At 71.1% G+C, this 14,310-nt stretch carries 10 protein-coding genes; 4 read left to right on the top strand and 6 right to left on the bottom strand.

What is annotated here, in order from left to right:
- The first annotated feature begins 15 nt into the window (after positions 1-15).
- Together FHX73_RS30160 and FHX73_RS30155 are read left to right on the top strand one after the other, a co-directional pair.
- Positions 16-1,026, top strand: coding sequence for an alpha/beta hydrolase (locus FHX73_RS30160; protein WP_145909054.1), 1,011 nt, complete (start codon positions 16-18; stop codon positions 1,024-1,026).
- Complete coding sequence (locus FHX73_RS30155) at positions 1,023-2,114, top strand: phosphotriesterase family protein (RefSeq protein WP_145909053.1); 1,092 nt, start codon at positions 1,023-1,025, stop codon at positions 2,112-2,114. Before FHX73_RS30160 ends, FHX73_RS30155 begins: the two co-directional genes overlap by 4 nt.
- 108 nt (positions 2,115-2,222) lie before the next feature.
- On the opposite strand, the gene FHX73_RS30150 is transcribed toward FHX73_RS30155, so the two are convergent.
- From FHX73_RS30150 to rhaI, 4 genes are all read right to left on the bottom strand, one after another.
- Entirely contained in the window at positions 2,223-3,131 is a 909-nt protein-coding gene (locus FHX73_RS30150; protein ID WP_145909052.1) for a hypothetical protein, read from the bottom strand.
- A gap of 388 nt (positions 3,132-3,519) precedes the next feature.
- Positions 3,520-5,004, bottom strand: a complete 1,485-nt coding sequence (locus FHX73_RS30145; RefSeq protein WP_145909051.1) for a rhamnulokinase — start codon at positions 5,002-5,004, stop codon at positions 3,520-3,522.
- Between the two features lie 96 nt (positions 5,005-5,100).
- Positions 5,101-7,146 carry a bifunctional aldolase/short-chain dehydrogenase gene (locus FHX73_RS30140; protein WP_145909050.1) on the bottom strand — a complete coding sequence of 682 codons (2,046 nt, stop codon included), beginning with the start codon at positions 7,144-7,146 and terminating at the stop codon, positions 5,101-5,103.
- A gap of 105 nt (positions 7,147-7,251) precedes the next feature.
- Positions 7,252-8,418, bottom strand: a complete 1,167-nt coding sequence (gene rhaI, locus FHX73_RS30135; RefSeq protein ID WP_145909049.1) for an L-rhamnose isomerase — start codon at positions 8,416-8,418, stop codon at positions 7,252-7,254.
- Between the two features lie 222 nt (positions 8,419-8,640).
- On the opposite strand from rhaI, the gene FHX73_RS30130 reads away from it, so the two are divergent.
- Positions 8,641-9,651 carry a LacI family DNA-binding transcriptional regulator gene (locus FHX73_RS30130; RefSeq protein WP_145909048.1) on the top strand — a complete coding sequence of 337 codons (1,011 nt, stop codon included), beginning with the start codon at positions 8,641-8,643 and terminating at the stop codon, positions 9,649-9,651.
- Positions 9,652-9,671: 20 nt separating this feature from the next.
- Here the strand turns inward: FHX73_RS30130 and FHX73_RS30125 are convergent, their stop codons facing one another.
- Positions 9,672-10,337 carry a TetR/AcrR family transcriptional regulator gene (locus FHX73_RS30125; protein ID WP_145909047.1) on the bottom strand — a complete coding sequence of 222 codons (666 nt, stop codon included), beginning with the start codon at positions 10,335-10,337 and terminating at the stop codon, positions 9,672-9,674.
- A 158-nt stretch (positions 10,338-10,495) separates the two neighbouring features.
- On the opposite strand from FHX73_RS30125, the gene FHX73_RS30120 reads away from it, so the two are divergent.
- Positions 10,496-13,237, top strand: a complete 2,742-nt coding sequence (locus FHX73_RS30120) for an alpha-L-rhamnosidase (protein WP_145909046.1) — start codon at positions 10,496-10,498, stop codon at positions 13,235-13,237.
- Positions 13,238-13,289: 52 nt separating this feature from the next.
- Here the strand turns inward: FHX73_RS30120 and FHX73_RS30115 are convergent, their stop codons facing one another.
- Positions 13,290-14,267: a LacI family DNA-binding transcriptional regulator gene (locus FHX73_RS30115; protein WP_145909045.1), complete on the bottom strand. Its 978-nt coding sequence runs from the start codon at positions 14,265-14,267 to the stop codon at positions 13,290-13,292.
- Between the last annotated feature and the right edge of the window lie 43 nt (positions 14,268-14,310).

The raw sequence follows: 14,310 nt of genomic DNA, 5'->3' as shown, positions 1-14,310 counted from the left end.
AAGGAGCACAAGACCATGACCGGTTCCCACCCCCCGGTGACCGTCCCCGAGCGCCAGGTCCCCGTCCCCGGCACGCTGAGCGCGCCCGCCCAGGCTGTCATCGCCATGGGCAATCCGCTGACCCCCAAGCCGTGGCCGCCGCTCGACGACCGTGAAGCCGTGCAGGCGTTCATCGCCGAGCGGGACGCGATGATCCCCCAGGGCAGCGCCGGGCCGATGGTCGCATCGTGCTACGGCACCGCCGACACGGGCGTGCAGTGCGAGACCGAGCGCATCGAGCTCGACAACGTCGGCGTCTACCAAGCCGTACCCGAGGGAATCGCCGCGGACGACCGGCGCGTCTACCTGGTCATCCACGGCGCCTGGATCAGCGGCGGCGGAGAGCTGGCCCGCACCGGAGCCGCGATGACGGCCGGTGCGCTCGGTGCACGGACCTGGGCGGTCGACTACCGGATGCCCCCGTTCCACCCGTTCCCGACCCCGCTCGACGACTGCCTGACCGCCTACCGCGCCCTGCTGGAGAAGCACCGCCCGGAGGAGATCATCATCGGCGGCATGTCGGGCGGGGCCAACCTGACCGTGGCCACCATCCTGCGCGCCCGCGACGAGGGGTTGCCGCTGCCGGCCGCCGCTGTGGTGAACACACCGCCGATCGACCTCACCAAGGCCGGCGACACCCACCACACCAACGAGGGGCTCGACATCTCCTACAGCGCGGACGAGTTGGAGATCGTCTTCCAGCTCTACACGAACGGCCACGACCGCCGCGACCCGTACGTCTCCCCGCTGTTCGGCGACTTCGCCAAGGGCTTCCCGCCCACCATCCTGACCACCGGCACCCGCGACTTCCTGCTCTCGGACACCGTGCGCCTGCACCGCAAGCTCCTCACCGCCGGGGTACCGGCGGAGCTGCACGTGTGGGAGGGCGCACCGCACTTCATGTTCCTCGGCATGGCCCCGGAGGACCACGAGCGGGCAGCGCAGGTACGGCAGTTCTGCGAGCGGCAGTGGGGCGGTGCGGCATGAGCGTCATCACCACGGTGCGCGGAGACATCGCGCCCGCCGATCTCGGCTACACCAGCATGCACGAACACCTCAACGCCGACATGTCGTTGATGCTGGCGCTGGCCAAGCGCTACGGGGCGTCCCCCGTGCCGGCCGAGCTGCTCTCCCTGACGAACGAGAACCTCGCCTTCCTCCGTGACGGCGGCGCGGCGCTGTCGCCCGAGAGTTCGACCCAGGGCGACGTCGACTTCACCACGGCCGAGCTCGGCTACTTCGCGAAGATCGGGGGCAGGGCGGTCTGCGACGCGTCGCCGATCGGCCTGCGCGGCGATGTCCGGGACCTCCGGACGGCTTCCGAACGCGCCGACGTGCACGTGGTGTTCGCCACCGGCCTGTACGTCGCCGACGCCCGGCCCACCGAGTACCAGAACCTGACCGAGGACGAGCAGGTGACCTTCTTCCGTCGGGAGGTCACCGACGGCGTCGGCAACACCGGGCTGCGTCCGGGCTTCCTGAAGTGCGCCCTGTCGGCGACGGATCCGTCCGCTCCGCTGCACTCGGTCGAGACGACCACGCTGCGTGCCCTCGCCCGGGTGTCGGCCGAGACCGGGCTGAGCCTGCATGTGCACACCGCGTTCCCGATGTCGCGCGCCCAGGTGCTGGCCGGCGTCGACATCGCGCTCGATGCCGGCGTGAGCGTCGAACGGCTCGTCATGATGCACATGGACTCGTTCTTCCGCCCCTGGGACGCCATGGCCGCATACGTGGGGGACATCGCAACGCCACGCACCATCACCACCGACACGCCGCGCGCCGTGCTCGACCGCGGGGCCAACATCGGCCTGGACGCGTGGTCCTCGACCGTGCCGGTGCTTCCCGACGACTACGACCGGATGAAGGGCCTGGTGGATCTGATCCGCGGCGGATACGGCTCCCAGATCGTGCTCGGCCACGACACCACCAGCAAGCCGCACGGAAGGTCGTACGGCGGCTACGGCTACACCAGGTTCGGTCAGTTCGTCCCCCCGATGCTGCAGCAGCTCGGCTTCGACGACGAGGTCTACCGGCGCCTGGTCGTCGACAACCCTGCGCGGATCCTGGCTCACTGAGCACCCGTCGAGACGGCTCCCGCGCACGGCGCCTGCCGTGCGCGGGAGCCGTCTCGACGTGGGCGCCGCAGCGCGGTACGGCGACCAGCCTCCGGTTCCCGGGCCGGCTCAGGCGGCGAACGCCGAGGCATTCAGTCTCGTGACTGCACTCTGGCGTTGTTCGTCATTGGTCCGGCCCCAGTGCAGGTTGGAGTAGTCGACACGTCGGCCGTCGGGCAGCTGGAAGTCGATCCTGCATCCCTGCGGGGTGGCGGAGCGGCAGGTGCACCAGACGCCGTCCGCCCGCCAGCCCAGGACCGAAGGCCACTCGCACAGCAGCTCGACGAACTCCGAACATGACGGGCCGTCGGTAGTCTCCAGACGCAAGCCCTCCAACCCGGTGGCCCACGCATCGGTGCTGTTGATCTCCCCGGGCCCGGCAGTCGCCCGCACGCGCCGCAGGATCGCGGACAGCGCCGGCGCCTCCGCACTCGTGGTCTGCCAGGCCCGGTGTGCCGCACGTTCTACCGGGGCCCAGCCGACGCCGGTGAACGGCTGCGAGCCACAGCTCGCCAGCAGGTCGGTGATCCGCTTCCACCAGCGGGTGTTGAACCCCGTCAGCAGCACGTTGGCACCGGTGCCCGGCCACGCGAGTGTGACACCGCCCGCGCCGACACGGCCACGCAGGCCGGCGACGCCGATGACACAGTCACGAGGATCGTCGTCCTCACCGGCTACGGCGGCCTGCCGCGGCAGGAGCCGCTCGACCCAGTGGCGCACGACGTACGGCTCGTCGAGCAACCGGATCGTCAGTCGGCCAGACTCCGGGCGCACTTTCACGATGCCCAGTGGGTGGGATGACAGGCCACCCATTGTGCAGGCCTTCTGAAAGATCGCCGCCTCCAAGGCAGCCTGGTCCGGGTGGCCAGCCGCCGGGATCGCGCACCCGTCCTGGCCTGCCTGCCGCAGCGCCTGGTGGGACTCCCCCGTGCACCGCTGACGGTGCACCGACGAAGGGTCGATGGTCGGTTGAGGCATCGTCAGCTCTCCGCGCCGGCTCCTCCCCCGACATGTCGACGCTGTGAGTCACATTCCGCTGCGATCCCGCGATGAGCAAGCTTCTGGCCGGTCCTCGGCGCCGGATACGGGGGGTCTCCGATGCGCGGCCGGGCGCTCGTGGGCCCGAACCGATGGAAACGCACAATGCCGACCCGGTCAAGACGACTCGCCACAGACACGGTCGTGATCGCGGTTCGAGCTAGGGGTACCCAGTCATCGCCCGGGACGGTGCGTGGCGGGATCAGGGCTACCCAGCTGCTGCACCCGCCGGCACGGCTCACGACCGCTGACTCGCCGCCATCGAGGATGCCGGGCCCGGGGCGGGCAGGCGAAGGGAGGTCGGCCGCCTGGCGGAATCAGCTCCGGGTCACGACAGGCCGACCCGGCTCGCCGCCGCCGCCCAGGCCCGCTGCCCTGCGCGCGGGGTGTAGCGGCGGACGTGCTGTGTCCGGGCCACCAGGCGGCGCATGTCTCCGCGGTCCCGGACCAGCCCGTTGGCGCGCGCCTGGATGAGGACGTTGCCGAGCGCGGTGGCCTCGGTGGGGCCCGCCAGCACCGGCAGGCCGGTGGCGTCGGCGGTGAGCTGGCACAGCAGGTCGTTGCGGCTGCCGCCACCGACCAGGTGGACCACCTTGATCTCCCGGCCGGCCAACTCGGCGGCTTTCCGCAGGGTGTGCCGGTGGGCCAGGGCCAGGCTTTCCAGGATGCACCGCACGACCGCGCCCCGGTCGTCCGGCAGGGTCTGACCGGTGCGCGCGCAGTGGGCGGCGAGGCGGGCCGGCATGTCGCCGGGCGCGAGGAACTCCGGTGCGTCCGGGTCGACCACCGCGGCGAAGGGCTTCGCTTGGGCCGCCTGCGCGAGCAGCACCGGCAACTGCGCGGGAGTGCCCTTGGCTTCCCAGGCGCGCTGACTCTCGCTCAGCAGCCACAGTCCCATGATGTTTCGCAGGTACCGGACGGTGTTGTCGATGCCGAGCTCGTTGGTGAAGTTCGCTGCCCGGGAGGCGTCGGTCAGTACGGGCGCGTCGAGTTCCAACCCGGCCAGCGACCAGGTGCCGCAGGAGATGTAGGCGAAGTTGCCGCCGGTCGCGGGTACGGCCGCGACGGCGGAGGCCGTGTCGTGCGAGGCGACTGCGGTGACCGGCGTCGTGGCCGGCAGTCCGGTGTGTGCGGCAGCCTGGGGCAGCAGCGTCCCGACTCGGTCGCCAGTGCGGCGCAGCGGCGGAAGCAGCCCGGGGTCCAGTCCGAGGGCGTGCATGATCGGTTTGGACCAGGTGCCGGTCCGGGCGTCGTACAGGCCGGTGGTGGACGCGTTCGTGACCTCCGCACCGATGCTGCCGGTGAGCCAGTGGCCGAGCAGGTCCGGGATGAGCAGCAGGGTCCGGGCGGCCTGGAGCTGGGGTGTGTCGGCAGCCGCGGCGAGTTGGTAGACCGTGTTGAAGTCGAGGTGCTGCAGGCCGGTGATCCGGTAGAGGTCCGCGGCCTGTATCCGGGCCCAGACCTGCTCGACGACCGTACGGGTTCGCGGGTCGCGGTAGTGGTGCGGGTTGCCGAGCAACTCGCCGCTCGCATCGAGCAGACCGTAGTCCACGGCCCAGCTGTCGATGCCGATCGAGGCGATCTGCGCGATCCGCGCCGCCTCCCGCAGCCCGTCCAGAGCTCCCTGGTACAGACCGAGGATGTCCCAGTGCAGGCCCGTCGGCAGTTGCACGGGCGTATTGGGGAACCGGTGAACCTCGGTCAGGTCGAGGTTGTTCGGGCCCACTCGACCGACGACCACCCGGCCGCTGGTGGCGCCGAGGTCGACGGCGGCGAAGGCCGTCGAGAAGGCGGAGGAGGTTGCGGAGGTCACGGTGTTCGCCCTTGTCGTACAGGTGGGTAACGGAGGAGGACCGGTGGCGGACACCGGGGAGACGCCGCCACCGGTCCGGTCGGAGGTGACTCCGGGTCAGCGCAGGAACGCTGCTGCGACGCCGGCGTCGACGGGGATGTGCAGGCCCGTGGTGTGCGTCAACTCGCCTCCGGTCAGGGCGAACACGGCGTTGGCCACGTGGTCGGGCAGCACCTCCCGCTTGAGCAGGGTGCGCTGGGCGTAGAACTCGCCGAGCTTCTCCTCCTCGACGCCGTAGACGGCCGCGCGCTTGGCGCCCCAGCCTGCGGCGAAGATCCCCGAGCCGCGGACGACCCCGTCCGGGTTGATCCCGTTGACACGGATGCCGTGCTCCCCCAACTCGGCTGCCAGCAGCCGTACCTGATGTGCCTGGTCGGCCTTGGTGGCGGAGTACGCGATGTTGTTGGGGCCTGCGAAGACGGCGTTCTTGGAGGCGATGTAGACGATGTCCCCGCCGAGCCGCTGCTCGATCATGACGCGTGCTGCCTCGCGCGAGACCAGGAAGGAGCCGCGGGCCATGATGTCGTGCTGAAGGTCCCAGTCCCTGGCCGTGGTCTCCAGCAGCGGCTTGGAGATCGAGATGCCCGCGTTGTTCACCACCAGGTCCACCCCGCCGAACGCGAGCGCGGCCGCCTTGAACGCCTCGGCGATCTGCTCCTCGCTGGTGACGTCCACGGTGACTGGTACAGCTCGGTCCGGCCCGCCGAGTTCCTCGGCGACCCCGGCCGCGCTCTCGGCGTTGAGGTCCGCGACCACGACGCATGCGCCCTCGGCGACCAGCCGGTGCGCGATCGCCTTCCCGATCCCGGAGCCCGCGCCGGTCACCAGCGCCACCCTCGACGCCAGCGGCTTCGGCTTGGGCATCCGGATGAGCTTGGCCTCCTCCAGGAGCCAGTACTCGATGCGGAACTTCTCCGCCTCCTCGATCGGCGCGTAGCTGGAGACCGCCTCCGCACCGCGCATCACGTTGATCGCGTTGAGGTAGAACTCCCCCGCCACCCGGGCGGTCTGCTTGTCCTTGCCGAAGGAGAACATGCCCACGCCCGGTACCAGCACGATCGCCGGATCGGCGCCGCGGATCGCGGGCGAGTCCGTGGTGGCGTGCCGGTCGTAGTAGGCCTGGTACTCGGCCCGGTAGGCGGCGTGCAACTCGCGCAGCCGGTCGCGGACCTCCTCCACCGGCGCGCCGGCCGGCAGGTCGAGGACCAACGGACGGACCTTGGTCCGCAGGAAGTGGTCCGGGCAGGAGGTGCCGAGCGCCGCCAGCCGCGGGTGCTCGGCGCAGGAGAGGAACTCCAGCACCGGTGCGGCATCGGTGAAGTGACCGACCTGCGGGTGGTCGGTGGAGGCCAGGCCGCGGATCAGCGGGGCGAGCGCGGCGGCCCGCTCGCGGCGCTCCGTCTCGGGAAGTGCCTCGTACCCGGTCAACAGCGGCCCGAAGGGCTCCGGCTTGCCGTGCTCGGCAAGGAACCGCTCGGCGGTCCGGATGATGTGCAGCGAGTTGGACTCGCATTCCTCGCTGGTGTCACCCCAGGCGGTGATGCCGTGCCCGCCGAGGATGCAGCCGATCGCCTGCGGGTTGGCTGCCTTGGTCGCGGCGATGTCGAGTCCGAGTTGGAAGCCGGGCCTGCGCCACGGCACCCAGACGACGGTGTCGCCGAAGCACTGCGCGGTCAGCGCCTCGCCGTCGGCGGCCGTTGCGAGGGCGATGCCCGAGTCGGGGTGCAGGTGGTCCACGTGGGCGGCGTCGACCAGGCCGTGCATGGCGGTGTCGATGGACGGCGCCGCGCCTCCGCGGCCGTGCAGGCAGTAGTCGAACGCGGCGACCATCTCGTCCTCGCGCGCCACGCCCGGGTACACCTCGGCCAGGGCGCGGAGCCGGTCCAGGCGCAGCGCGGCGAGCCCTGCCGCGGTGAGCGTCCCGAGGTCACCGCCGGAGCCCTTGACCCAGAGCAGTTCGACGTCCCGACCGGTGACCGGGTCGGTGGCGCTGCCCTTGGCGGAGGAGTTGCCGCCGGCGTAGTTGGTGTTGCGCGGATCGGAGCCCAGCCGGTTCGAGCGGGCGAGCAGCCCGGCGACCTCGGTGTGCGGAGTGGCAGTCATGGGAGCGATTCCTTCGGTGTTCCCGGGAACGAGGGATGGTGCCGGTCGCGCCGTACCCTCGGCGGCGCGACTCGCGGTCAGTGGGCCAGGTGAAGACCGACCGGCCTACGCGCCCCAGCCGGCCTGCAGGCCGCCGACCCGCTCGGCGACGATGCGCTCCTGCCAGCCGGAGGCCCGGTAGGCGGCGAGTGGGTCCGGGTGCAGGCCCATCTCCTCGCGGACCTCGCGCAGCAGCGGGCGGACGTCGGTGTTGTAGGCGTCCATCAGCACCGCGTTCGCGCCCAGCACGTCGCCGGCCTGCTGTGCGCAGCGCAGGGCGTCGGTGTCGACCAGCAGCGCCTTGGCCGTCGCCTCCTGGACGTTCATCACCGAGCGGATCACGGCCGGGATCTTCGCCTCGATGTTGTGGCACTGGTCGAGCATGAACGCGACCTGCGCCTCGGGGGCGAAGCCGCCGTTCTTGGCGACCTCGTGCAGGATCCGGAAGAGCTGGAACGGGTCGGCCGAGCCGACCATCAGGTCATCGTCCGCGTAGAAGCGGGAGTTGAAGTCGAATGCGCCCAGCTTCCGCTCGCGCAGCAGGAACGCGACGATGAACTCGATGTTGGTGCCCGGCGCGTGGTGGCCGGTGTCCACCACGACCCTCGCCCGGTCGCCGAGCTTGAGGCAGTGGGCGTACGAGGTGCCCCAGTCCGGGACGTCGGTGGTGTAGAACGCGGGCTCGAAGAACTTGTACTCAAGGATCATCCGCTGGTCCTCGCCCAGGCGGGCGTAGACCTCGGACAGCGCCTCGAAGAGCCTGTCCTGCCGGGCGACGATGTCGTCCTGTCCCGGGTAGTTGGTGCCGTCCGCGAACCACAGCTTGAGGTCGCGCGAGCCGGTGGCGTCCATGATGTCGACGCATTCCAGCAGGTGGTCGACCGCCTTGCGGCGCACCTTCGGGTCCGGGTGGGCGACGCTGCCCAGCTTGTAGTCGTCGTCCTGGAAGGTGTTGGAGTTGATCGCGCCCAGTGTCAGGCCGCGTTCCTCGGCGTGCGCTGCGAGTGCTGCGTAGTCCTCGACCTTGTCCCACGGGATGTGCAGGGAGACGAACGGGGCCACGCCGGTGGCCGCGTGCACCTGTGCCGCGTCGTCCAGCTTCTCGAAGGGGTCGCGCGGCACCCCCTGCTGGGCGAACACCTTGAAGCGCGTACCGGAGTTCCCGTAGCCCCAGGACGGGGTCTCGATCACCTGGGCCTTGAGCGCGGTCTTCACCGTCGCATGGTCCGCCATGGCCGTTCCTCTGCAGTGGAGTCTTTGAATCGTTTCAATGGAGAAGCTAGAACCCATCTCGATGGACGTCAAGAGCAGCGATGGTTGGCTATACGTGTGGAATGAATCGTTTCATTAGCTCCTGATCACAGCGGGAGCGAGGGCGAGTGCGGACCGGCCGACGGAGGTGCTTGAATATGGACACCGCACGGGCATCACGACTGGGGAGGGCTGGCGCGCGACATGGTCCGCATCAAGGAGGTCGCCCGGGAGGCGGGCGTGTCCATGGGCACGGTCTCGAACGTCCTGAACCGGCCGGAGTCCGTCAGCGAGGAGACCCGGCTCCGCGTGCAGTCGGTGATCTCCCGGCTGGGCTACGTCCGCAGCGAGTCGGCCCGCCAGCTGCGGGTCGGATCGAGTCGCATCGTCGCGCTGCTGGTGCTCGACATGCGCAACCCGTTCTTCGTCGATGTCGCCTCAGGTGCCGAACAGGCCGCACGAGAGGCTGGGCTCGGCGTCATGGTCTGCAACAGTGCACAGAACCTCCGGGACGAGGCGGACTACCTCGGGCTCTTCACCGAGCAGCGCGTCCGTGGCGTACTGGTCACCCCGGCGGACGGGTCCGGGCGGAACCTGGAGATCCTGCGCGCGCAAGGCATCCCCTACGTGCTCGTCGACAAGGCCACGGCGGGCACGGACGGCTGCTCGGTCTCGGTGGACGACGAGGTCGGCGGGAGGCTCGCCGCCCGGCATCTGCTCGCGATCGGACACCGATCGATCGTCTACGTCAGCGGCCCCTCCCACCTCTCCCAGGTCCGGGACCGCCGCACGGGGGCGCTGGCCGCGCTGGCGGAGGCGGGACTGCCGGCCGAAGCGCTGGTCGAGCTGCCCGTGGACCGCCTCGACGTAGCAGCGGGGCGTGACGCGGGCGCCCGCTTGCTCGGACTTGAGCCACGGCCGACTGCGGTGTTCTGTGCGAACGACCTGCTGGCGCTCGGCGTGTTGCAGGCGCTGTTCGCCGCCGGTGTCCGCGTGCCGGCCGACATCGCGCTGGTCGGCTACGACGACATCGAGTTCGCCGCCGCCGCCGCGGTCCCACTCACCTCGGTACGGCAGCCGGCCCTGACGCTCGGGCGGCAGGCCGCCGAGCTGCTGATCGAGGAGACCGGACCTGATCGGCAGGATCACCGGCACCGTCAGATCGTCCTCCAGCCCGAGCTGGTGGTCCGGCAGTCGAGCCTGCGCAGCCGCTGACCCGGCGAACCGACCTCCCGTCAGCTCCGCGTCCCCGCCTTCGCCGCGCTCCCGATGTCCTGCGGGAGCTCGCCGAGCGCCGGGACCACTGAGGTCAGGAACGCACGGATCGTCGACTCCAACCGCACCCCCTCCCGGTCGAGGAGCCATTGCGCCTGCAGGCCGTTGACGAGCGCGACGGTCATCGCCGCAAGTTCCTCGGGATCGGCGGTGGAGCGCAGCTCACCGCGGTCGGCCAGGGCTCGGAACGCCCTTGCGTAGAACTGCCGGAGCATCCGGTACCGATCGGCGTAGTAGCCGTGCGCCGGGTGACCGGGCGAGGTCGCCTCGCCCGACAGGACGCAGTGCAGTTCCATCAAGCCCGGCTGGAGCTCGTTCTCCAGGATCACCGCGAGCAGGCCGTCCAGGGCCTCGACGGGGTTGTGGCTCGGATCGAGGGCACTGGCGGACCGGAGGTAGTGCGTACTGCGCTCGTCACGCAGCTCCAGTACCGCGGCGAGCAGGTCCTCCTTGCGGGCGAAGTGGTGCAGCAGTCCGGTGTAGCTGGTGCCGGCCCGCCGGGCGATGTCCTTCATGGTCGCGCCGTGGAAGCCCGTCTCGCCGAAGGCTTCGGCGCAGGCCTCGACGATCCGTCGCTTGATCGCCGCCGTCTTCGCGTAGGGCCCTCGCGCGCTGGTCGCCGTCACGGGCTCCCCTCTCGCAGCATTGAAATCCGTATTACGATTCGTGTTTCATGGTAGCGCGCGTCCCTGCAGACGACGACGCCCACTCACAGCGCCATCACGGCAGCCCGCCGCGCGACAGCGGCCACCACTCCACGCGAAGCTTGCAGAAGAGGCATCCCATGTCCACCAGTGCGACCCACCTGACCTTCGAGTACCTGCGCGACCCGGTCGGCGTCGGCGTGGCCCGCCCCCGGCTGTCCTGGATCACCGAGACGACCACACCGAACTGGACCCAGCGCGCCTACGAGATCGAGGCACGCGGTGAGGTGGTCCGGGTGGAGTCGGCGGAGTCCGTCCTGGTCGAGTGGCCGTTCGCACCGCTCGAATCCCGCGAGCGGGTCACCGTCGGCGTCCGGGTGGCCGGGCCGGACGGCGAGTGGACCGACTGGGCCCGTGCGGACGTCGAGGCGGCGCTGCTGCGGACCGACGACTGGAGCGCGGTCTTCGTCAGCCCCGGCGAAGGCTCACTGCTGCGCAGGGAGTTCCAGGTGCGGCCGGGCCTGCGGTCCGCGCGACTGTACGCAACGGCGCTCGGCGTGTACGAGGCGGAGCTCAACGGCTCCGTGGTCGGCGACCACGTGCTGGCCCCCGGCTGGACCTCCTACCAGCAGCGGCTGCGCTACCAGACCTTCGACGTCACCGGGCTGCTCGTCGAGGGGCCGAACTGCATCGGCGCCACCCTCGGCGACGGCTGGTACCGGGGGCGCCTCGGCTTCGAGGGCAAGCGCGCGCTCTACGGCGACCGGACCGCCTTCCTCGCCCAGCTGGAACTCGCCTACCAGGACGGCACCGTCGAACGCATCGTCACCGATCGCTCCTGGACCGCCTCGACCGGCCCGGTGCTCTCCAGCGACCTCTACGACGGCGAGCAGCACGATGCCCGGCTGGAGCGGCCCGGCTGGTCCACGGCCGACTTCACCGACACGGGCTGGGAGGAGGCGCTGGTCGTCGAGCACGATCTGACCACGCTGTTCGCGGCCATGAGCCCTCCGGTGCGCCGGACCGAGTTCCTGACGCCGGTCGCCACCACGGTCTCGTCCTCCGGCGCGACGATCCTGGATTTCGGGCAGAACCTGGTCGGCCGGCTGCGGATCACCGTCCGGGGCAGCGCGGGTGAGCGCGTCACCCTGCGCCACGCCGAAGTGCTCCAGGACGGCGAGCTCTGCACCGCACCGCTGCGCACGGCGCAGGCCACCGACACCTACCTGCTCGGCGGCGGCGCTGCCGAGGTCTGGGAGCCGCGCTTCACCTTCCACGGGTTCCGCTACGCCGAAGTGACCGGCCCCGTCGAGGACGCCGTCGCCGTCGTCTGCCACACCGACTTCGAGCGGACCGGCTGGTTCGAGTGCTCCGACCCCCTGGTTGAACGACTGCACGAGAACGTGGTCTGGAGCATGCGCGGCAACTTCCTGGACGTACCTACCGACTGCCCGCAGCGCGACGAGCGGCTCGGCTGGACCGGCGATCTCCAGGCCTTCGCTCCCACCGCGGCCTTCCTGTACGACAGTTCCGGCTTCTTCGCCTCCTGGCTCGCCGATCTCGCCATGGAGCAGAGCGACGACGGCATCGTGCCGTTCACCGTCCCCAATGTCATGGGCCCGCCCACCGCAGCCGCCGCCTGGGGAGACGCGGCAGTGACCGTGCCCTGGACCGCCTACCAGCGCTACGGCGACCGTGAGCTGCTGGCGTCGCAGTTCCCGAGCATGCGCGCCTGGGTCGACAAGCAGCGCTCCCTCGCCGGGGAGAGCCTGCTCTGGGACACGGGCTTCCAGTTCGGCGACTGGCTGGACCCGACCGTGCCCGGTGACCGCTCGGACCTCGCGAAGACCTACCCCGAGATCGTCGCGACCGCCTACTTCGCACGGTCCGCCGAGTTGGTGGCCCGTGCGGCCGAGGTCCTCGGCGAGCGGGAGGAGGCACGGGAGTACGGCACGCTCGCCGCGCGCGTTCGTGCCGCGTTCCGCGACGAGTACGTCACGCCGTCCGGCCGCCTGCTGTCCGACTCCCAGAGCGCCTACGCACTCGCGCTGAGGTTCGGCCTGGTCTCCGACGAGGGTGCCCGTGGCCACGCGGGGAGCCGGCTGGCCGATCTGGTGCGCGGCGGCGGGTACAAGATCGGCACCGGTTTCGTCGGCACCCCGCTGATCTGCGACGCGCTCACCGACGCGGGTGCCACCGAGGTGGCCTACCGGCTGCTGCTGCAGCGCGACTGCCCCTCCTGGCTCTACCAGGTCGTCAGCGGGGCGACCACCACCTGGGAACGGTGGAACAGCCTGCTGCCCGACGGCACGGTCAACCCCAGCGGCATGACCTCCTTCAACCACTACGCCTTCGGGGCGGTCGCGGACTGGCTGCACCGGGTCGTCGCGGGGGTGGCCCCTGCCGCCCCCGGCTATCGCAGGCTGCGTCTGGCCCCGCGCCCCGGTGGTGGCCTGACCAGCGCGAGCGCCAGGCTGCGCACCCCTTACGGGCTCGCCTCCTGCGGGTGGTCGCTGGCGGACGGGACCCTGACCGTCGAGGCGGTCGTCCCGGCCAACACCTTCGCCGACCTCGACCTGCCCGGCCGTCCGGTCGAGACGGTCGGGTCCGGCACGCACCGCCGCAGCGTGCCGTTCGGCGGCGACACTGCGCCGCGCGGACCGCTCACCCTCGACAGCACGATGCGCGAGGTCTCCGACCGACCCGAGGCCCAGCAGGTGATCACCGAGGTGATCGTCGCCTGGCGGCCGGAGGTCGCCGAGCTGATGGCTGCCGGCACCTCTTCCAACGTCAACCCCGCGACCACGGTCCGCGAGGCCCTGGCCATCCTGCGGAACGAGGAGATCCTCGCCGAGATCGAGGCCCGGTTCGCCGCTCTCTGATCACGCGCTCCGGTCGCCGGTGCGTCGTCGATGGCGGCGCACCGGCTCCGTGTCAGGCCGAGTCACGCTCCACCACGTGCGGTCGCGAGGCGAGTTCAGGCTGCTGCGCTTCCCCGCCCCGAAGCGCGGCCGCCACCGCCTCGGCGGCGTGCCGCGCCGCGTGGGACAGATCGAAGGCGATGGTGGTCAGCGGCGGCACGGCGAGCGTGGCGGTGGGGATGTCGTCGACGCCGATGACGGCCAGTTCGCCGGGGACCGTCAGGTTCCGGGCGCGTGCGCCCGCGAGAACGGCCAGCGCCGTCTCGTCGTTGTAGGCGGCCACGGCCGTCACCGACTGGGCCTGCCATTCGGCCACCGCCCGCGCGGCGTCCGTGGTCAGCAGGTCCACCGTCAGAGCCGCCGGTGGTGCGCACCCCGCATCCGTGCAGGCCTCCTCCATGCCGAGCAGCCGCTCGGTCGCCATCCGCCGGGGGGCTCGCTGGCCCGGCAGGGCGTAGCCGAGCCGCCGGTGCCCGCGGCTGATCAGGTGCTCGGCCTGGAGCCGCCCGATGAGCCGGTCCGGTACGGCGGAACCGCCACCGAGCGAGAACACCGCCGCCACGCCGACGCGGCGCAGGGCTGACACGGTGTCGGGGGCGAACTCCTCCAGTCCGACCAGCGCCGAGGCGTCGACGCTGGCGCAGACGTCGGCGAGCGACCGCCCGTGCACGCCGGCCAGGTGGGCCACCATGGTCAGCCCGTGCCCGGCCAGCGCCGTCGCGAACTCCTCGGCGAAGCGGCCGGCGCTGACGGAGATCGGCAGGTAGGGCATCGAGAAGAGGACGATGTCACTGCGCCCCGCCGCCAGCGCCCTCGCGGAGGCGTGCGGACGGTAGTCCAGGCGCTTCGCCGCTTCCAGGACCCGCCGTCGGGTCTCCTCCGGGATCGTCTGTCCGGGCTTGTTGTTGAGGACGAAGCTGACGGTGGTCTGTGAGACCCCGGCGGCTCGCGCGACATCCACGCTGGTCGCCCGCTTCGCGGGTCGTGTCATCAGTCCGGTCCGTCCCCTCGAATCCGCTGGTTGAGCTGCGTCG

Origin of the sequence: Kitasatospora viridis (assembly GCF_007829815.1) — a bacterium.
Lineage (GTDB): Bacteria > Actinomycetota > Actinomycetes > Streptomycetales > Streptomycetaceae > Kitasatospora > Kitasatospora viridis.
This window is presented reverse-complemented; position numbering and strand designations above follow the sequence as displayed.